The organism is Acetobacter oryzifermentans (genome assembly GCF_001628715.1).
Taxonomy (GTDB): Bacteria; Pseudomonadota; Alphaproteobacteria; order Acetobacterales; family Acetobacteraceae; genus Acetobacter; species Acetobacter oryzifermentans.
The window spans coordinates 129236-148197 of sequence record NZ_CP011120.1 but is presented as its reverse complement, the minus strand read 5'-3'; the positions used below and the strand labels follow the sequence as shown (position 1 = coordinate 148197).

The 18962-nt window shown below is 49.3% G+C and carries 18 protein-coding genes; 8 read left to right on the top strand and 10 right to left on the bottom strand.

The annotated features are described in order from the left end of the window. Nucleotides 1-14: 14 nt before the first annotated feature. Together eutC and WG31_RS00670 are read right to left on the bottom strand one after the other, a co-directional pair. On the bottom strand, nucleotides 15-800 hold the full coding sequence (gene eutC / locus WG31_RS00675; protein ID WP_063353303.1) for an ethanolamine ammonia-lyase subunit EutC: 786 nt from the start codon (nucleotides 798-800) through the stop codon (nucleotides 15-17). Next, nucleotides 797-2185, bottom strand: a complete 1389-nt coding sequence (locus WG31_RS00670) for an ethanolamine ammonia-lyase subunit EutB (RefSeq protein ID WP_063353302.1) — start codon at nucleotides 2183-2185, stop codon at nucleotides 797-799. The genes eutC and WG31_RS00670 overlap by 4 nt, the downstream gene beginning before the upstream one ends. 92 nt (nucleotides 2186-2277) lie before the next feature. Here WG31_RS00670 and qhpR point away from each other — a divergent pair, with 92 nt between their 5' ends. After that, complete coding sequence (qhpR, locus tag WG31_RS00665; RefSeq protein WP_209439378.1) at nucleotides 2278-3423, top strand: AraC-like transcriptional regulator QhpR; 1146 nt, start codon at nucleotides 2278-2280, stop codon at nucleotides 3421-3423. A gap of 29 nt (nucleotides 3424-3452) precedes the next feature. On the opposite strand, the gene WG31_RS00660 is transcribed toward qhpR, so the two are convergent. The 3 genes from WG31_RS00660 to WG31_RS00650 all read right to left on the bottom strand — a co-directional run bounded on the left by WG31_RS00660 (nucleotide 3453) and on the right by WG31_RS00650 (nucleotide 6608). Then, nucleotides 3453-4487, bottom strand: a complete 1035-nt coding sequence (locus WG31_RS00660) for a sulfate ABC transporter substrate-binding protein (RefSeq protein WP_063353300.1) — start codon at nucleotides 4485-4487, stop codon at nucleotides 3453-3455. A 26-nt stretch (nucleotides 4488-4513) separates the two neighbouring features. After that, a complete protein-coding gene (locus WG31_RS00655) occupies nucleotides 4514-6181 on the bottom strand; it encodes an OprO/OprP family phosphate-selective porin (protein ID WP_150177521.1) in 1668 nt (555 codons plus the stop codon). A 217-nt stretch (nucleotides 6182-6398) separates the two neighbouring features. Beyond that, nucleotides 6399-6608 carry a hypothetical protein gene (locus tag WG31_RS00650; RefSeq protein WP_006116714.1) on the bottom strand — a complete coding sequence of 70 codons (210 nt, stop codon included), beginning with the start codon at nucleotides 6606-6608 and terminating at the stop codon, nucleotides 6399-6401. Between the two features lie 550 nt (nucleotides 6609-7158). On the opposite strand from WG31_RS00650, the gene cysT reads away from it, so the two are divergent. The 5 genes from cysT to WG31_RS00625 all read left to right on the top strand — a co-directional run bounded on the left by cysT (nucleotide 7159) and on the right by WG31_RS00625 (nucleotide 12252). Then, nucleotides 7159-7998, top strand: a complete 840-nt coding sequence (gene cysT, locus WG31_RS00645; protein ID WP_035353883.1) for a sulfate ABC transporter permease subunit CysT — start codon at nucleotides 7159-7161, stop codon at nucleotides 7996-7998. After that, entirely contained in the window at nucleotides 7995-8813 is an 819-nt protein-coding gene (gene cysW / locus WG31_RS00640) for a sulfate ABC transporter permease subunit CysW (RefSeq protein ID WP_063353299.1), read from the top strand. The genes cysT and cysW overlap by 4 nt, the downstream gene beginning before the upstream one ends. Next, nucleotides 8810-9847: a sulfate/molybdate ABC transporter ATP-binding protein gene (locus tag WG31_RS00635; protein ID WP_063353298.1), complete on the top strand. Its 1038-nt coding sequence runs from the start codon at nucleotides 8810-8812 to the stop codon at nucleotides 9845-9847. The genes cysW and WG31_RS00635 overlap by 4 nt, the downstream gene beginning before the upstream one ends. Before the next feature lie 170 nt (nucleotides 9848-10017). Next, the gene (locus WG31_RS00630) at nucleotides 10018-11499 is read left to right on the top strand and encodes an amino acid permease (RefSeq protein ID WP_063353297.1); all 1482 of its coding nucleotides are present in this window, start codon (nucleotides 10018-10020) and stop codon (nucleotides 11497-11499) included. A gap of 147 nt (nucleotides 11500-11646) precedes the next feature. Next, nucleotides 11647-12252, top strand: coding sequence for a GcrA family cell cycle regulator (locus tag WG31_RS00625; RefSeq protein ID WP_006116709.1), 606 nt, complete (start codon nucleotides 11647-11649; stop codon nucleotides 12250-12252). 85 nt (nucleotides 12253-12337) lie between these two features. On the opposite strand, the gene WG31_RS00620 is transcribed toward WG31_RS00625, so the two are convergent. Continuing rightward, on the bottom strand, nucleotides 12338-13081 hold the full coding sequence (locus WG31_RS00620) for a bactofilin family protein (protein ID WP_082823096.1): 744 nt from the start codon (nucleotides 13079-13081) through the stop codon (nucleotides 12338-12340). 157 nt (nucleotides 13082-13238) lie between these two features. Here WG31_RS00620 and WG31_RS00615 point away from each other — a divergent pair, with 157 nt between their 5' ends. Beyond that, on the top strand, nucleotides 13239-14237 hold the full coding sequence (locus tag WG31_RS00615) for an adenosine kinase (RefSeq protein ID WP_006116707.1): 999 nt from the start codon (nucleotides 13239-13241) through the stop codon (nucleotides 14235-14237). Between the two features lie 31 nt (nucleotides 14238-14268). Here the strand turns inward: WG31_RS00615 and rnd are convergent, their stop codons facing one another. Further along, nucleotides 14269-15477: a ribonuclease D gene (rnd, locus tag WG31_RS00610; protein ID WP_063354815.1), complete on the bottom strand. Its 1209-nt coding sequence runs from the start codon at nucleotides 15475-15477 to the stop codon at nucleotides 14269-14271. Nucleotides 15478-15596: 119 nt separating this feature from the next. On the opposite strand from rnd, the gene queF reads away from it, so the two are divergent. Continuing rightward, nucleotides 15597-16067, top strand: a complete 471-nt coding sequence (queF, locus tag WG31_RS00605; RefSeq protein WP_063353295.1) for a preQ(1) synthase — start codon at nucleotides 15597-15599, stop codon at nucleotides 16065-16067. A 56-nt stretch (nucleotides 16068-16123) separates the two neighbouring features. Here the strand turns inward: queF and atpC are convergent, their stop codons facing one another. From atpC to WG31_RS00590, 3 genes are read right to left on the bottom strand one after another with little or no spacing between them, the layout of a single operon-like run. Then, a complete protein-coding gene (atpC, locus tag WG31_RS00600; RefSeq protein WP_006116704.1) occupies nucleotides 16124-16534 on the bottom strand; it encodes an ATP synthase F1 subunit epsilon in 411 nt (136 codons plus the stop codon). Nucleotides 16535-16561: 27 nt separating this feature from the next. Next, nucleotides 16562-18034, bottom strand: coding sequence for a F0F1 ATP synthase subunit beta (atpD, locus tag WG31_RS00595; RefSeq protein ID WP_006116703.1), 1473 nt, complete (start codon nucleotides 18032-18034; stop codon nucleotides 16562-16564). Between the two features lie 31 nt (nucleotides 18035-18065). Continuing rightward, on the bottom strand, nucleotides 18066-18956 hold the full coding sequence (locus WG31_RS00590) for a F0F1 ATP synthase subunit gamma (RefSeq protein ID WP_063353294.1): 891 nt from the start codon (nucleotides 18954-18956) through the stop codon (nucleotides 18066-18068). Nucleotides 18957-18962 lie beyond the last annotated feature (6 nt).

Here is an 18962-nt window from a genome sequence, read left to right as displayed (position 1 = left end):
GTGTCAGAGAATTATCAAGAAATCTTCGGTGTATTTTCGATTATTCCATTCTCTGGGGAAGAATCTTTCAAACCAATTCCTGTTTCTTTCAAACGCATGGCTTCCTGCATCAACCAGGTGAGTTTGTCAGCCGCAGCAGACGTAGAAAGGCCATATGTATGAATATTTGAGAGACAGTTTCTGGAAGAATCTGGGCAGCCTACATAAGGCGCATATGTCAGATACACCCCCATACTGTCGGCAACACTTAAGCCGGGGCGCTCCCCAATCATCATGACAACAATTTTTGCGCCCATTGTCTGGGCAATTTCATCACCCAAAGCTACTCTGCTTTGCGTTGCCACAACCAAAGGTGCAATACGCCACCCCAGCAACCGTTTGCACATTGCCCGATACAGCGGCAGGGCTTCTTTCTGTATTGCAATAGAAGACAGTCCATCCGCCGCAACAAAGACAACATCCCAGTCTGCATGAGGCAAAACCTCAAGTGATGCGCCGTTCAGCTTGCGCCCCAGATCTGGACGGCGCAAATAAGTTTGCCGATCTGGTGCTTGACTGGAAACGCAGATAATTGGCGCATCTCCCATTTCTGCCTGTAAATAGGCAATATCCAAAGGAATATGCACAGCATCCCGAGCCTTGGAATGCGATTCCTGAAACGCCAAAACATCTTTTGTGCATTGTGCATTTCCTGAACGACTCAAGCCAATTCTAGCCCGCGTAAACTGGCGTAAATCTTGCCAGTCATCACGTTTTTCTGGCATGGATGGTCCCGTAGAAAGCAGTTTTTTATCTATCATACTGCACCAACCAACTGCCCAAGGCGGGTTTGCCCCGGCGCTAGTTCCCGCATGCGGTTGTGCTTGCCGTTATACAGTTCCATTTGCTCCAACCATGTCGCAAATTCTGGAGCGGGCTTTAGCCCTAGTAAGTTGCGTAATGTCAGAATGTCATGAAACGAAAGACTCTGATAATTCAGCATCACATCATCAGCGCCTGGCACGCCTATCAGAAAGGTAATACCCGCTGCGCCAAGCAGCACCATCAGGTTATCCATATCATCCTGATCCGCCTCAGCATGGTTAGTGTAACAGGCATCACACCCCATTGGCACACCTAACAGCTTGGCACAGAAATGGTCTTCCAAACCGGCACGGATAATCTGCTTACCATCATACAGATATTCAGGGCCAATAAATCCAACAACTGTGTTTACCAGTAAGGGATTATACGCACGTGCAACAGCATAAGCCCGCGCCTCTGCTGTTTGCTGATCCATACCATGATGCGCATTGGCTGAAAGAGCCGCCCCTTGGCCCGTCTCAAAATACATGACATTCTGGCCAACCGTGCCACGTTTAAGCCCTATCGCAGCATCTTGCGCTTCTGCCAGAATAGAAAGGTTAATTCCAAATCCTTCATTGGCCTTTTGTGTACCTGCAATAGATTGAAAAACCAGATCTACTGCTCCGCCCTTATTCATGATTTCCAATGTATTGGTTACATGCGTGAGCACACAGGTCTGTGTCGGAATATCATAACGCTGACGCGCATGATCCAACATATCCAGTAAAGCCATGCCATTTGCTACACTATCTGTAGCTGGGTTAATGCCAATAACAGCATCACCCATACCGTACAACAAACCATCCAGTGTTGACGCAGCAATTCCCTTAAGATCATCCGTAGGGTGATTAGGTTGCAAGCGAGATGATAAACATCCTTCTAAACCAATGGTATTTCTAAAACCCGTGATCACACGAATTTTGCGCGCTACGCTCATTAAATCCTGATTACGCATCAACTTGCTAACTGCCGCAGCCATTTCTGGCGTGATACCCGCTGCAACAGCAGCAAGTGTTGCGGTATCAGCTTCGTGCGAGAGCAGCCAATCCCGAAACTGACCGACTGTCATATGTGCAAGCGGTGCAAAGGCGGCCTTATCATGCGTATCCATAATAAGGCGCGTCACCTCATCTTCCTCATACGGAACGAGCGCAACGTCCAAAAATGTCTGCAATGGTAGATCCGCCAAGGCATAACGTGCAGCTATGCGCTGTACATCCGACTGCGCCGCAACACCGGCCAACTGGTCTCCCGAGCGTTCGGATGATGCAACTGCCAGCAACGTTTTCAGATCATCGAAGCTGTATGTCTCACCTCCCAGAATGCAACGATACACCATTGAAGGAACTCCTTAGCTACACACGAAAGAGATAGGACTCGCTTTCTGCATGCATTAAAATCATATCTACTTCGGAATGATATCATATGGAAATGATTTGCGACTTGACTGCTCGCTACATATTTTTAACATTTCATAACAAAGCAGGCTGCAGATCACACTCTCGCTTTAAACAAAGGATAGCAATGTCTCCCCTGCCCGCCTTTTCTGCCTCTGGTGTTATGGCCGCCGCTGCTTCTGGCGCAGAAGGCTTTATTACAAACCATGGGGGGGATATTGACCGCATTGCTGGCCGCGCTGGGTTGGCTCCGGGCAAATTAGCCTTGCCCACGGATATGCTAAACCTGAACGCATATTGCCGCCTGTTTACTGAAGCCGCGAAGGAAACCCAGAACGGTAATCTGGGGCTATGGTTTGGGCAGCAGTTTCAACCACAAACATTGGGGTTAATCGGGTTTGTGGCGCTTCTTTCACCCACGGTAAAAGACGCCATTCATAACCTTGCAACGCATTTCATCTACCATCAAAGCTGCACGCACACACGCCTTGTGCGCCAAGGCAACCTATTGCGGCTTGAATACGCTATTACAGACCCAACCATTACAGAACGACGGCAAGATGCAGAACTTACACTAGGCATGTTTTGCAATGTGCTACGCTATGCTTTAGGGCCTACGTGGCAACCAGAAGAAGTGCATTTTGCACATGCGCAACCTGAGCAGGCGCACGAGCACCAAGATGCCTTTCAGGCTACTATCCGCTTTGACCGCCCAACCAATGCTCTTATTTTCCGTGATGTTGGTTTGGAATGCGCGATGCCAGACGCACAACCGCATACGCTGGAAATTGTAAAAGCGTCTCTGATCTCACTCTCTCGCAACGGATACAGCACGCCTCACCCGCACATATCTTTTAAAGAGCATGTTTTGTTAGCACTTGAAGAAATTTTACCAGAAGGCGGCCATCTAACCCAATTATCTGCGCGCTTGAACATGCCGGTTTGGACTTTGCAGAGAAGACTTGCATATCTTGGAATATCTTATTCTGATCTGGTAGAAACCACGCGCTATAAACAGGCATGTGTGTTTCTACAACAACCAGAAAATGATATCAGCCAAATTGCCAGACTACTGGGATATTCAGAAACGAGTGCGTTCAGCAGAGCATTCCGCAAATGGAGCGGTGTTTCCCCACGAACATGGCGCCAGCAATACATGCCAGCGCCATCTTTCATCTAATATCAAAAAAATACTTTATAGATAGATATCTATCTATAAAGGCTGTCAAAAATACCACCGTTTGAGAAATGGTCTTTTTGTAGCTTTGTCCATCCCCCCAGACTAGCGACATCAAATGTTTCGACCTTTGGAAACACCTGCCCATAGTCCGCCAACACTGCCGGATCTACCGGACGAAAATAATGTTTGGCACCAATTTTTTGTCCTTCCGGACTAAACAAAAACTCTAAATATGCTTTGGCAACAGCTTCTGTACCATGTGCCTTCACATTTTTATCCACCAAAGAAACAGGAGGTTCTGCAAGAATAGTTTGTGAGGGTACGACAATATCAAACTGATCTGGCCCGATATCACGTGCTGCCATCAATGCTTCATCTTCCCACGCAAGCAAAACATCACCTAAATGGCGTTGTACGAAACTGTTTGTTGCGCCACGTGCTCCAGTATCCAAAACGGGAACATGCTTGAATAAGCTTTTGAGATAAGTTTTTGCTGCATCTTCTGAACCATTATTCTGATGCAACGCCCATCCCCATGCAGCCAGATAATTCCAACGTGCTCCCCCAGAAGTTTTAGGGTTGGGGGTAATAACCTGCACACCATCACGCACAAGATCTGGCCAATCCTTAATGTTTTTCGGATTTCCCTTGCGCACAAGAAAAACAATTGTGCTGGTATAAGGCGTAGAATTATGCGGCAAACGTGTTTGCCAATCTGTAGCAATCAGGCCTTTTTGTGCAAGCAAATCAATATCATAGGCTAAACCTAATGTGACCACATCTGCTGGCACACCTTCCAGAACAGAACGCGCCTGCGCGCCAGATCCCCCATGTGCTGTTTTTACAGTTACATTATCTTCTGGATGTGTCTGATGCCACGTATTTGCAAAAGCCTTGTCCACTTCAGCATATAATTCACGCGTTGGATCGTAGGATACATTCAGAAGGTTAAAAGAAGCAGCCTGCGCCTGTTTTGCATGTACACCCAAGAAGGCACCACCCCCTAAAGCAGCAGCCCCAACAAGCAAGTGACGACGAGAAAAAGAAAAGGTTGTATTTTTCATGATTATGAGACCTTCAAACCAGTTTTTCAGAATGCCGCCTGCACGCGGCCAACAACTGCATTTCCATCGCGCCCAAACAGATTAACGCCACCAGATACGCCCTTGGAGCGTGATACAATAAAGTGTGCGTAATCCAACATCACCTTGATATGCCTATTAGGGTACCAGTTAAATCCACCCTGCCAGACTGTTTGCTGGTTTCCGTTAATACCTGCTCCGCCTTGATTTTCCGTACCGTACAAGTCTGTTACACTCCAACGCCCGCTAACTTCCAGCGCGCCCCAGTGGCCGGTTGCCGGATCAAAGTCATACGTTACGCCGGGTGTAGTAAATGCTGCCGTTTTCTCACTATAAGATCTTGGTGTTCCCAAAATTGTATAGTTTGCCGCCACATACCAACCATCAAAACCCAAAGACGGTAAATGAACAGTTTGCGCCTGATGGTCACGCTGTACGCCAATATGATAATATTCACCTTTCAGCAAAAAGCGCTTCCAACGCAAAGCCAACTGTGGCCCAGCGGCCCAGATTTGCGCAACATCCGTAAGGGCTCCTGATGTTAGCAAACTGGTTTCCCCCAAAGGCACTTCCATGTTGTCTGACAATTTCAACTGGCGTCCACTGCTATTTTCATTAACCTTGAATACAGAAGTTGCTCCAGCTCCCACATGCACATCTATATCCTTTGAGACATAAGGACGACCCGCTGCACGGATAACTGCGCCTGTCTGACTATCAACAATTGTGGTATCCTTGGAGCGATCCCCAAACTTCTGCCCCGTGAAATAGCCCGAAACAAGCCAGCGTTTTTCGTAATGCTCACCACCAACACTAAAGCGTGCCACACCACCAGCAAGGTTACGTACCAGATCCACAATAGTTGGACGTTCCAAAAATTCGAAAGCGCCTGAACGCTCCGCACTTTCTTCTTCCATACGCGGCTGAAAATACCCAACTGTAAGCGTTGTGTTCCGCAATCCTGTGTAGTTTAGGTTTGCTTCAAACAAGCCCACTGTTCCATCAACACTGCTGGACCCAAAATCTGGCGTTACGTTCACAACCCAGTCTTTATACCGCCATGAAAGATAGAGCCGCAGACGACGCGCATTTTGTGTTAATGAATTGAAATTCCCTTTGGTTTCTCCATTTCGTGGAGACATTCCAAAAAACCCACCCACATCTTCCTGAGCTAACAAGCCAATGGAAAATGCGTAGGCTTTATCATCCGAAGCAATAGTTGGGCGTCCTTTTGGAAAACCAACTTGAATGCCACCAATATGGACCGTTTCTTCCTTTGCAGAAGCCGCCTTAAACTCCGCCCAAGAAGCAACTGGGCCTTCCGGCAAAGCAGGATGCGCTTCCGAACCTGTGCGGGGGCCATGATGCACAGGATGAGAAGGTTCTTCTGCAAATACTGGCTGGGGCTCTTCTGGCCCAGCCGCCACAAGATGTGGATGCGAAGCACCAGATGCCACCTTGGCGGTATTTCCCTTACCCTGCGCAACATGCTCATAGCGCGCAACACGCATTTGCAAGCGATGAATTTCACCCTGCATATCACGGCGCATCATGGCCATTTCACGCCGCAAGGCTGCAACTTCAGACTCCGATGTTTCTGCATGCAATACGCATGGAAAAAACAGACCAGATATGGCTGTTGTCAGCAAAAAACCAGAGCGAACGGAACCAGTCATTAAGCGCCCCCAACAACCTTTTGGTTGTTTTTATCCCACACGGGAAATACTTGTTACTTTACTTGAATAAAATTTTACGTATATTATTTCGAACCAAGAACTATTTAGCTTGCAGTATCCCTTCCTGTCAAAACATAAAACACTGTTTGGAAAGGTTTTTATTTCTGCATACACACAATAGATAGGCTTGGCTGTTGCAATACACGAAAACCTGTTTTTAGGCGCGCATTCCACCCCGCCCTTGGCCTACACGGCGAAACACACATGTAACAGACAATATTGGATTATCTGCCTGCGTAAATCTGCTGTTATGTAAAGATTTTACGCTTTCATGCGCCGCATAAAAACGACGCGTAGAACGGTCTGCTTCTAAAATAACAGTACCCAAAAAAGTACCGTTTACTTCGACAATCTGAGATTCCAGCATTTTAATGCCTCTGGATAAAGAAACACCCAGCCGGCAAACTGATTATCCGGCCAGATCAGAAAAAGAAAACAGGTGTATCTTCAGACACCTTGGCTGCACGACATCGAACCGCACAGCACATTCGTAAACAAACCGGATACATGCATATCACCCTTTGTGATTCTGCCGCGTTGTAGCTTGAAAAGACATTATGTGCAAACACACAACTACGCAATAATAAACCATAAAAAATGGTTATTTTTTTTAACAACAAAAAATTTTGCATGTTAATTTTTTCTTTTTAATCAATGCACTAATAAAATTTCTCTGCTTAGAAAAATTTTTAGCTCACTGAGCATTCCCCTAAAGAATCGCGGAAAATCCTTAGCACGTATATTTTTCGTATTTTGTTATTTCCTGCGATAGGATAGGTTTTAATAACATTCAGCGTAAGGAAAGGCTCTGAAGACCCAGCATGGTTTGACCCCTAGAGTATGCTGCATGGCATATTCCATTTTCAAAACAAATCATATGTATAACGCGCCTCCACGATGGATTTATCTGCTTGCCCATGTTTTTTCTGCGCCGCCATACTCTACCCGGCTTTCCGCTTACCTTTGGCATCACGCTTTTATGGGTAGGATTGCTTGTTATTCTGCCTTTGTTGGCCCTTATAGTACGCCCTTGGCAGGATGGTACAACGGCTATCTTGCAAACCCTGCATGATACCCGGGTATTTGCCGCCTTTCGTGTTAGCTTTGGTTGTGCGCTTTTTGCAGCTTTGCTTGATTTACCGTTAGGCATTCTGTTGGCGTGGACATTGGTGCGGCTTCGTCCGCCGGGTTATAAAATTATCAACGCCTGCATTGATCTGCCTTTTGCTATCCCCACAGCTGTAACTGGCATTACTCTTGCAACTTTGTACGGGCCTAATGGCTGGATGGGAAAGCTGCTAGCACATGCTGGTTTACAAGTGGCTTTTACACCAACTGGTATTGTTATTGCCCTGATGTTTGTGGGCCTACCATTTTTGGTACGCACCATTGAACCCGTATTACAAAATTTTCCATCAGAGATAGAAGAAGCAGCCTTCTTGCTTGGGGCAACGCCTTTTCAGAAATTTTATCGTGTTATTCTGCCCGCCATTCTTCCTGCAACATTAAGCGGTTTTGGGTTGGCCTTTGCGCGCTGTATTGGTGAATATGGCTCCGTTATCTTTATTGCAGGCAATCAACCTTTCCGCAGTGAAATCGCCCCCCTGCTCATTGTAATGCGTCTACAGGAATTCGATTATTCTGGCGCAACAACTATTGCTGTTCTGCTTCTACTCACCGCTTTGGTTTGCTTGGGAGGTGTGAGTTTCTTACGCCTACGTGTTTCACGCGGACTTGTTATGGAAGAGGTAAAATGACAACCGCACGCTTTTCCATAAACCGCTTTATTCTTTGCGGGTGCAGTTACGCTGTTGTGCTGCTGATGCTTCTGCTGCCACTTGTGCTCATTTTTACAGAAGCACTCAGGCAAGGGTTTCATGCCGCCCTGTCTGCCTTGCTGGAACCGGATGCCCTCTCTGCTATTCGGTTAACCGTGTTTGTTACCGTAATTGTGACCGTAACAAACACACTTGGCGGCATTGCGGCAGCTTGGTGCCTGACAAAATATTCTTTTGTAGGCAAACGCTTTCTCATCATGTTGATAGAACTTCCTATCAGTGTATCCCCCGTCATTGCCGGCCTCATATGGCTATTGTTGTTTGGGCAGGAAGGTTGGTGGGGTAATTGGTTAGCTGCCCATAATATGCAAATTGCCTTTGCCGTGCCCGGCATCGTGCTGGCCACCCTGTTTGTAACGTTTCCTTACGTCACGCGTACTCTTATGCCCTATATGGAACAGCAAGGCCGCGATGCAGAAGAAGCCGCATTTTTGCTGGGTGCAAATTTCTGGCAAACCTTGTGGCAAGTCACCCTGCCAGATGCACGCTGGGCCCTGCTTTCTGGCATCCTGCTTACTACCGCCCGCGCCATTGGTGAATTTGGTGCTGTTTCCGTTGTTTCAGGCCATATCCCAGGTGTTACAGAAACCATGCCCTTACATATCGAAACACTTTACAATGGATATCAAACCGTAGCCGCCTTCAGCATGGCGGCACTTCTGGCCTTGTGTGCCATGAGCACAGTTTTGCTTCGCACAATATTTGAGCATTCTTTTAGGAAACAGCCTTCATGAGCGTTAACCTGCACTCTTTTACTCAATATGCTCCTGGTTCCACCCGTAAGATTTTGGATAATATCAATCTGACAGTTGAAGACGGCGCCTTTATTGCATTGGTTGGCCCTTCTGGCGCAGGCAAAACATCTTTACTACGCGCTATTGGTGGCCTGTCTCCGGTATATGAAGGGCAGTTGCTAATTGATAACCTCCCCATTGGTCATTCTGATCTTCCAAAACGCAAAACTGGCTTTGTTTTCCAGAACTATGCGTTGTTCAGGCATATGAGCGTGGCGCGCAATATTTCTTTTGGGCTTGATGTTCTGCCACGTAAGCAGCGCCCAGATCGCACAGCTATTGCGGCCCGCGTGCAAGACTTGCTTGAACTTATACAGCTCCCGCATTTGGCGGATGCCCGCTCAGATCAACTTTCTGGTGGACAGCGGCAACGTGTTGCTCTGGCGCGCGCCCTTGCAACAGAACCCAAGCTGCTTTTGTTAGATGAACCCTTTGGAGCGTTAGACCCGATTGTACGCCGTACCATCCGCCGATGGTTACGAGAACTCCATGATAAGCTGGGGCTTACAACTATTCTGGTTACGCATGATCATGAAGAGGCCTTGGATATCGCTGATAGACTTGTGGTTATGCAGGATGGCCGTATTGTGCAAGATGCTGACGCTGACACCCTGAATACCTCTCCGCAAACACCGTTTGTCATGCAGTTTCTAGGGGAAACACTCGAATTTGCAGGAAAAATACGCGAGGGAGAGTTTATCCCTGAAGATACAGATACTCTGCCATTTCCGGTAACTGCAAAAAACGGAAAAACAACCGTATTTATCCGCCCCTGCGATGTGCAGTTTATAAGCGGCCAAGGTGCTGCTCGCATCCTTTCTCGTAGCCGCAACCCCAATGGGCTGTATCATTATACCGTGCAGACCACCGAAAGAACACTTGATATTACAACACCAATGCCAACAGAAATTTCTGAAGGTGAACAGTTCGGGTTGGGCATTTCACACGGCAAAATCTTCTCAAACCTTCTGTAAGATCAAGCTCTACCCACAAGCTGGATTGACAGCACTTATTTTATATGTTGCGTTAAAATAACGGTTGATATGCAAGAACTTAGATAACCTTTTGCATTTCTGTATAAATTGATTCTGTATTTTCAATTTATTGTGAAAATACAGAATTTCTATCTGCATGGAATGTTTGTATGCCAGACAAAACATCTACTCCGCACGCAACACCATCACATACATCAGAAGGTTATCACCGCGCCCTTAACAAACGGCAGATCCAGATGATCTCCATTGGTGGCGCTATTGGTACTGGCCTGTTTTTAGGCGCAGGTGGACGCTTGCAGGCTGTGGGGCCTTCATTAGCTCTTATTTATCTGGTGTGCGGGATTTTTTGTTTTCTGATGCTGCGCGCTTTGGGTGAGTTGGTTATGTATCGCCCCACCAGCGGCAGCTTTGTTTCCTATACTTTAGAATTCCTGGGCCCCAAGGCGTCTTACATTGCTGGCGCCATGTCTTTTTTCAACTGGGCCATGACAGGCATTGTCGATATCACCGCCGTAGCACTTTACATGCATTTCTGGGGAACTTTTGCGCACATGCCCCAATGGGTATTTGCCATGCTGGCGCTCTTGCTCATAACCGGCATGAACCTGATTGGCGTGAAATGGTTTGGGGAAATGGAGTTCTGGTTTTCCCTTATCAAAATTGTCGCTCTGGTTCTCTTTCTTGTGATCGGAAGTGCCATTTTGGGCCTACGTGTGCCAGTAGATCACCACACAACAGGCTTGAACCTGATTACACAGCATGGCGGCTGGTTTCCCCATGGCATTCTGCCTGCGTTAGCACTCACGCAAGGGGTGATTTTTGCCTATTCAGGCATAGAAATGATCGGCACTGCCGCTGGTGAATGCCAAGATGTACGCACCGTTCTACCCACCGCCATCAATAACGTAATGTGGCGCATTGCCATTTTTTATGTTGGCACTGTTACTCTGCTGGTTCTTCTGCTGCCTTGGTCTGCCTATCAGGCTGGCACCAGCCCATTTGTAACATTTTTCTCACATCTGGGTATATCGGGCGTGGATACCATTATGAATATTGTGGTGCTTACGGCAGCACTTTCCAGCTTGAACTCTGGCTTGTATTCCACGGGCCGCGTTTTACGCGCTCTGGCACTTAATGGCTCCGCCCCGCGTTATCTGACGCATATGAGCAAGCAATCCGTTCCTTCGGCCGCCATTTTGACAACCGTGGGCATTTACCTTGTTGGCGTTTTTCTGAACTATCTGCTGCCTTCGCAAATCTTTGAAATTGTTCTTAATCTGGCCTCTCTGGGTATTATCAGCACCTGGTGCTTTATCCTGCTTAGCCAGATCAAGCTGCGGCAAGCCATTAATGCTGGCCGTATTGCCCCCACCGGATTTGCCATGCCAGGCGCACCCTTTACATCTTGGGCAACTATTTTGTTTTTTTGCAGCATCATTGTGCTTATGGCGTTTGATTACCCAACAGGATCATTCTCTGTAGCCTGTATTCCTATCTTGGCCATCATCCTGTTTGTGGGCTGGAAAACTTTTAGCCATAAACCCATTCATCCTGTTCCACCCACACAATCTTCCATCACGCTGACAGATGATTTACTGGGAACATCAGATATCCCAAGCAAGCCGGATTAACCCCCATACCCAACTTATTCTTGTGGTGTATCCTGTCTTGCAGGCTTTCTTCTTGAGATGAAACGGGCATCACCGTAATATATCCGCGACTGAAAGCGTGGTATTTTACCCGCGAACGATGCAATATTTATAGTAAGGTGGCCGTAAATGGAGTGGACCGAAGAAATTATCGCCCAGCTCAAGGCATTATGGGCGGAAGGTCTTTCAACGGCAGAAATTGGTAGGCGTCTTTCCATCACCAAAAATGCGGTTGTCGGAAAGGCGCATCGTTTGGGATTGCCACCACGGCCATCCCCCATTCGGCGCAATGCCAAACCCAAAACAGCAGAGAAAGCTGAAACCCCGGCAGCAGCCACTCCTGCTACGGCACAAACGGCAACGCCTGCCCAGCCTGTAAAACAGGCCGAAGCAGCCCCGGTAGGTGAAACAGAAAAACAGACAGCCACACCGCCTACGCCTGCCCGTTCAACTCCACCTGCTGCAACTGCCGCCCCTGTGGCAGAAGAAAAACCTGCAAAAAAGGAAAAGTCTGCGGCTTCCAGCAAAAGCAAGCCCAAGGCCCCTTTGCGCAGCATTTCTGATCCAGAACCCCAAAAGCGCCGCGGCCCATCTTGCTGCTGGCCGATCGGAGACCCCGGCACGCCGGGCTTCCATTTTTGTGGCGCCACCCCAATACCGGGCAAACCGTATTGTGAGGAACATGCGCAAATTGCCTATGTAAGGCTGCGTGACAGGCGCGATAACGTCGCCTAAACCTTGTTTTTCTAAAATAATAAACCCTATCCCCTGAAGGCCTTATACAACCGGCCTTCAGGGGCAAGTCAGGGGCGTTGTAATATCAGCCTTCGGCTGCTGCTGCGGGCTTTTCTGGAGCCGGCGTTGCAGAAGCTGGCTTGGAAGCGGAATCACCGCTCAGCATTTCCAGCTGACCAGTAATCTGGCCGCCATCTTCAACCTTCAGACGATGGCAGGCAGCCTTACCCAACAAACGGCCACTACCCTGCAATGTCAGGCTACCACGCGCCGTCAGCGTGCCATCAACGGTGCCTGCAATTTCTGCATTTTCCACTTCCACACCACCGCGGAATAGGCCACCGGGCTTAACCACCAGTTCCTTGGCTGTAATCATGCTGGATTCAACAGTACCTTCAACCACAAGGCGTTCTGCATCCTGCACGGTTCCCTGCACGCTAATGCCACGCCCAACCACCAAGGTGCGCTGTTCCGGCTCATCCTTTTTAGGCTGCTGAGGTTGCTGCGGCATACCACGCGCTGCGGTCGCACCAGGAAATGGCGGCAAGCCCGCACCGGAAGGAAGAGGGGAACCGGAAGGAAGAGGCGCACGACCCATGGATGAGGTCTCCTTTACTGTATCAGGGCGGGGCGCAGGTTTTGCTGGCGTTCCCGCTGGATTAGAAGAAAAAATGGAACCAAACCCGCCAGCGGAACGCTGCGCGCCCGCCTGACTGGCGGAACCGGACTGCTCAGATGGCCGATTATCTTCGGGCTTACGTCTTTTAAACAAGAAAATCCCCCGCCTTGCTGGCTGTTCACTATTGGACGGGCCCCACTGCTCAGGCACCCGCCCGCATCAAACCGTCTCGCCATGTGCTCATTTTCTTATACAGCCAGGCGGTTCTGCGGCAAGCATTCCATACGCCCTAGTGTTGCCCTTTTTATGGCAGCACTGTAGCGAAACAGTTGGTATGTGAAATTTTTCAGGAAAATCTTCCGCTATCATGACTGTTTCAGATGTAAAATATGACATCCTCGGCATTGGTAATGCCATTACGGATATTCTTGCCCGCGTAGAACCCACTTTTCTACAAAAACAAGGCCTAACCCCTGGCAGCATGACGCTGATTGATGCAGACCGGGCCAATACATTGCAGGCTCTCCTTACTCCAGAGCAAATTATGGGTGGCGGTTCTGTGGCAAATAGCTGCGTTGTGGCAGCCCAATTTGGCGCGCGCGTTGCTTATCTGGGTAAAGTTGCGCGGGATGATGCCGGTAAGCAGTTTACCGAAGATATGCGTGGCAATGGCATTACCTTTCCATCTGCGCCGTTGAACACCCAGGTTTTTGATAACCTGCCAACAGCACGTTGCATTGTTATGGTTACGCCAGATGGGCAGCGCACAATGGCAACCTATCTGGGCGCATGCACCTGCTTTACGCCAGAAGATGTGCTGCCAGACATGATTGCAGATTCCAGCATTGTGTATCTGGAAGGGTATCTGTTTGACCCACCGCATGCGCAGGAAGCATTCCGCCGCGCCGCAGCTCTGGCGCACGCAGCCGGGCGCAAAGTGGCTCTTTCTCTTTCAGACCCGTTCTGCGTTGGCCGTCACCGTCAGGCTTTTCTGGATCTTGTGAAGGGCCATGTAGACATTCTTTTTGCAAATGAGGATGAAATCTGCGCTCTGTACGAAACAGAAAACTTTGACGTTGCCGCACGCCATACCGCGCAAGACACAACCTTTGCAGCACTCACACGTTCCGGCTTAGGAAGTGTTGTGCTGCACGATGGACAGATGACCAAAGTTGCCCCCGTGCCAACCCAGGTTGTGGATACAACAGGTGCTGGAGATGCCTACGCCGCTGGCTTTATGGCGGGTCTGACATCTGGCCGCACATTGCCTGAATGTGGCCGTCTGGCTTCCGTTGCTGCTTCTGAAATTATCTCACACTACGGCGCGCGCCCACTTTCCAACCTGTGGGAAGAAATGGGCTTCTAAGCCTAACAGCTTTGTGCCTTCTGCTTTTATTTTAAGCGGAAGGCACATCCATATTCTGCGGAATAGCCACAACGCGGCCAGACTTTACGCATAAGGCTATTTTCCCTTCGCACAAAGCCTGCGCTGTTTCACCAAACACCTTGCGCCGCCACCCGGCCAACACGGCATGAGGCTGAGAAGGATCTAACGCCAAGGCGTCCAGATCATCAGCAGAGGCCACCAAACGCGGGGCGACATCGTGCTTTTCACAGCAAGATGTTAAAAGCACCTTCAACAATGCCACCAACGATGCAGAAGGCCGTGGCGTATCTTTGCTTTTGCCACGCGGAGAACGCGGCAGCTCCGAGTCTGGCAAAGCCTGTGCCTGCTTGATAGCTTGCAACAAGGCGTGCCCTGTACGCCCTTCTGCCAACCCGCGAGAAACACCCCGAACACGGGTTAAAGCTTCGGGAGTTGAAGGAGTCGTTGCAGCAATTTCCAGCAGACTCTCATCTTTCACAAGCCGTTGGCGCGGAACATTTACCCGTTGCGCTTCCCGCTCACGCAAAGCTGCAATGGCACGCAAAACAGCAAGCATACGCCGGTTATTGGTGCGGGCGCGTAAACGCTCCCACTGTTTTTCAGGATCGGGACGAAATGTGGCTGGATCTTCCAGCTCGGCCATTTCTGCCGCAACCCAATCCAAACGCTGTTCCTGCTCCAGTTTTTTAACAAGCCGTTCATAAACCAAGCGCAGCCACGTTACATCGCCTGCAGCATATGTAAGCTGAGCAGGAGACAGGGGGCGTACAGACCAATCTGTAAAACGGTGGCTTTTATCAATCATATGCCCAGTAAGAGAGCCAACCAGACTGTCATACCCAACCTGATCTCCAAACCCGGCCACCATTGCCGCCACTTGCGTATCAAAAAGCGGAGTCGGTAAGGCACCAAACAGATGCAGAAAAATTTCCAGATCCTGCCGGGCAGCATGAAACACCTTGAGCACCGCTGTATCTGCAAAAAGATTTTTCAGCGGGGTAAGGTCAATACCTTCAGCCAGCGCATCTATCAGCACGATATCATGAGTTGCGCCAATCTGAACCAGGCAGAGTTCCGGCCAGTATGTCTGCTCCCGCATAAACTCCGTATCAACCGTTACGAAGCTTTCATTATGGAAAGGTGCAAGAGCCGCCTCTAACTCCTGAGTAGAGGAAATAAGACGTGCGGGAGGAAATGCAGGTGTTGCTGATCTGGCCATGTTTTTCTTCATACATCCAGACCGTTAGAAAAAGAAGTGACCAAACGTTACACGTGAAACTTGACGAAAGAGCCGACTCACGGAACATCTGCAAAAAACCACATGTGCAGGAGCACAAAATGAACCCATCAGACGATGGCCGCAACCAGCTAACCCAACTTGGCAAGCAAGTTGCTGCCCCACAAAGTCCAGAAGAAGCCATTCTGGAACGTGTGCCAGCTCCTTATCCAGACAAACACTATCTGGTGCGATTCACTGCACCAGAATTCACTTCGCTTTGCCCCATTACCGGCCAGCCTGATTTTGCACACATTGTGATTGATTATGTGCCGAATCAATGGATTGTAGAAAGCAAATCACTCAAACTGTACCTGACTAGCTTTCGTAACCATGGTGCTTTCCATGAAGCCTGCTCAATCCAGATTGCGAATACCCTTGTTGAAAGATTAGCACCACGCTGGCTGAGAATAGGTGCCTACTGGTACCCTCGCGGCGGTATTCCCATTGATGTATTCTGGCAAACGGATGAACCACCCGCTGGTGTATGGGTACCTGCACAAGATGTACCTACTTATCGAGGCCGCGGCTAAAAGGCATAAAAAAAGCCACCATATAGGTGGCTTTTTTTATGATACTTGCACCAACCTCAGTTAGCTGGAGAGCCGGCTTCAATTTCAGCACGTACAGCCTGAATCTGATCCTGCAGAACGCTAAGGCGGGTTGTATCCGTCTTATCTGCCTGATCCCAAGCTTCAGACAATGCTTCTAGCTGAGCTGTTGCATTATCGATAGAAATTTCGCTTACCGGCACAGCCTTATCAGCCAGTACGGTACAACGTGTTGGGGTAATGTCTGCAAAGCCACCGCCAACAAAGTAGCGATCCTTCACTGTATCCCCGTCATACAGGGCAACAATACCACCACGCAGAAGAAGCATCATGGGTGCCCGTTCTGGCATGGCGGCAATATCACCTTCCATGCCAGGCAGGACAGCCATATCTACTTCACGCGACACCAGAACCTTTTCAGGACTGATTATCTCAATCTGGATCGGCATGAATGCGCTCCTTCCCAAAGCCGGCTGTTAGGCCGACTCCCTCAATTTTTCGGCCTTGGCAATAACATCTTCAATAGAACCCACCATGTAGAAGGCGGCTTCTGGCAGATCGTCATATTCACCAGCACAGATGGCTTTAAAGGAACGTACGGTATCAGCCACGGAAACCAGCTTACCCGGCGCACCCGTAAACACTTCTGCCACATGGAACGGCTGAGACAGGAAGCGCTGAATACGACGGGCACGTGCCACAATCAGTTTATCGTCTTCAGACAGTTCATCCATACCCAGAATGGCGATGATGTCCTGCAGAGATTTGTAGGTCTGCAGAATACGCTGCACTTCACAGGCCACATCATAATGTTCCTGACCAACAATCTGCGGATCTAGAGCACGTGATGTAGAATCCAGCGGATCCACTGCTGGGTAAATACCCATTTCTGCAATTGAACGGTTAAGAACCGTGGTTGCGTCCAAGTGGGCAAAGGTCGCGGCCGGAGCAGGGTCAGTCAAGTCATCCGCTGGCACGTACACGGCCTGCACAGATGTAATAGAGCCCTTTTTGGTGGACGTAATACGTTCCTGCAGGGCGCCCATTTCTGTAGCCAGCGTAGGCTGATAACCCACAGCAGAAGGAATACGGCCCAGCAGAGCGGACACTTCCGAACCAGCCTGTGTGAAGCGGAAGATGTTATCAACGAAGAACAGAACGTCCTGATTTTCTTCGTCACGGAAGTATTCAGCCAGTGTCAGACCGGTAAGAGCAACACGGGCACGGGCACCCGGCGGTTCGTTCATCTGCCCGAATACAAGCGCCACTTTGGAGCCTTCGGTAGAACCGTTTTCACCCAGCTTGATAACGCCAGCATCCTGCATTTCGTAATACAGGTCGTTCCCTTCACGGGTACGTTCACCAACACCAGCAAACACGGACACACCACCGTGCGCCTTTGCGATGTTATTGATCAATTCCTGAATAATAACGGTTTTGCCCACACCGGCACCACCGAACAGGCCAATCTTACCACCTTTAAGGTAAGGGCACAGCAGATCAACAACCTTAATACCGGTCATCAGAATTTCTGATGCGGCAGCCTGATCTTCGAAAGAAGGTGCCTGACGGTGAATAGGCGCACGACGAGAGGTCGGGATAGGACCTTTTTCGTCAATCGGCTCACCAATAACGTTCAGGATACGGCCGAGTGTTTCTGGGCCAACTGGCACAGTAATCTGTGCGCCTGTATCAGCCACTTCTGCACCACGGACCAAACCGTCTGTGCTGTCCATGGCAATGCAGCGCACTTCGTGCTCACCAATTTCCTGAGCAACTTCCAGCACCAGTGTCTGATCACCCAGCTTGACGTGCAAGGCATTCAGAATTTTAGGCAGTTCACCTTCGAACTGCACGTCAACAACCGGGCCCTTAATCTCGGTAATGCGGCCAACTGCATTGGTCTTCGTGGCCGCAGGGGCCTGGGTCTGGGTTGTGGTATCCGACATGGGTCAGCTCCTGCGGGGCAAACGAGCGGGCTCAGACAGCCTGTGCGCCCGAAATGATTTCGATCAATTCGTTAGTAATATTTGTCTGGCGGGTTCTGTTATAAACCTTGCTCAGACTATCAATGGAACGACCAGCATTACGCGTAGCGTTATCCATTGCCGTCATACGGGCACCGTTCTCGCCCGCTGCGGTTTCAAGCAGCGAAGCATAAATTTGAACCTGCAGATTACGCGGCAGCAGCATTTCCAGCAGCGTTGCTTCATCTGGTTCAAATTCATACAGAGCCACATCATTAGATGCCGCAGCAGGTTTTTCTTCTGCCTCATCCATAACCATGGGCACCAGCTGCTGACATGTCGGCACCTGTGTCATCGCGTTTTTAAACTTGTTGAACACTAGGGTACAAACATCAATTTCTCCTGCTTCCAGCAGGGTGTTGATTTTTTCACCCAGATTGCTAGCAGCAGAAAAAGGTACTTCCTTACCGCTGACACCGATAACCTTATCAATGATAAGATCAGCATAATCACGCGAGAAGAAGTTAAATGCACGACGGCCAACAGGGAGCAGTTTAACCGTTTTACCTTCAGACTGAAGGCGACGGATTGTCTGTACTGTTAAGCGATGTACATTGGAATTAAAACCGCCACAAAGCCCACGATCACTGGTCAGAGGTACTAACAAATGCACCTTATCCTGACCTGTGCCTACCAAAAGACGTGGACCACCGTCCTCACCTTTTGTAGCGGCTGCAAGCTCACCTAGCATACGGCGCATGGCCGCTGCATAGGGAGCTGCGGCTTCCGCACTGGCCTGAGCCCGCCGCAGCTTAGCCGCCGCCACCATTTTCATGGCGCTCGTGATCTTCCGTGTCGATTTGATACTTCCGATACGCGCGCGGAGTTCCTTCAGGGAAGCCATTGGACG

Bases quoted from the DNA above. Each gene is read 5' to 3' on its own strand.
- WG31_RS00590 (WP_063353294.1), bottom strand. From the start codon at position 18,956: ATGGCTTCCCTGAAGGAACTCCGCGCGCGTATCGGAAGTATCAAATCG.
- WG31_RS00650 (WP_006116714.1), bottom strand. From the start codon at position 6,608: ATGCTGGAATCTCAGATTGTCGAAGTAAACGGTACTTTTTTGGGTACT.
- WG31_RS00670 (WP_063353302.1), bottom strand. From the start codon at position 2,185: ATGGTGTATCGTTGCATTCTGGGAGGTGAGACATACAGCTTCGATGAT.
- WG31_RS00625 (WP_006116709.1), top strand. From the start codon at position 11,647: ATGGAGTGGACCGAAGAAATTATCGCCCAGCTCAAGGCATTATGGGCG.
- WG31_RS00655 (WP_150177521.1), bottom strand. From the start codon at position 6,181: ATGACTGGTTCCGTTCGCTCTGGTTTTTTGCTGACAACAGCCATATCT.
- WG31_RS00660 (WP_063353300.1), bottom strand. From the start codon at position 4,487: ATGAAAAATACAACCTTTTCTTTTTCTCGTCGTCACTTGCTTGTTGGG.
- atpD (WP_006116703.1), bottom strand. From the start codon at position 18,034: ATGTCGGATACCACAACCCAGACCCAGGCCCCTGCGGCCACGAAGACC.
- eutC (WP_063353303.1), bottom strand. From the start codon at position 800: ATGATAGATAAAAAACTGCTTTCTACGGGACCATCCATGCCAGAAAAA.
- queF (WP_063353295.1), top strand. From the start codon at position 15,597: ATGAACCCATCAGACGATGGCCGCAACCAGCTAACCCAACTTGGCAAG.
- WG31_RS00630 (WP_063353297.1), top strand. From the start codon at position 10,018: ATGCCAGACAAAACATCTACTCCGCACGCAACACCATCACATACATCA.
- WG31_RS00635 (WP_063353298.1), top strand. From the start codon at position 8,810: ATGAGCGTTAACCTGCACTCTTTTACTCAATATGCTCCTGGTTCCACC.
- rnd (WP_063354815.1), bottom strand. From the start codon at position 15,477: ATGGCCAGATCAGCAACACCTGCATTTCCTCCCGCACGTCTTATTTCC.
- atpC (WP_006116704.1), bottom strand. From the start codon at position 16,534: ATGCCGATCCAGATTGAGATAATCAGTCCTGAAAAGGTTCTGGTGTCG.
- cysW (WP_063353299.1), top strand. From the start codon at position 7,995: ATGACAACCGCACGCTTTTCCATAAACCGCTTTATTCTTTGCGGGTGC.
- WG31_RS00615 (WP_006116707.1), top strand. From the start codon at position 13,239: ATGACTGTTTCAGATGTAAAATATGACATCCTCGGCATTGGTAATGCC.
- qhpR (WP_209439378.1), top strand. From the start codon at position 2,278: ATGATTTGCGACTTGACTGCTCGCTACATATTTTTAACATTTCATAAC.
- cysT (WP_035353883.1), top strand. From the start codon at position 7,159: ATGTTTTTTCTGCGCCGCCATACTCTACCCGGCTTTCCGCTTACCTTT.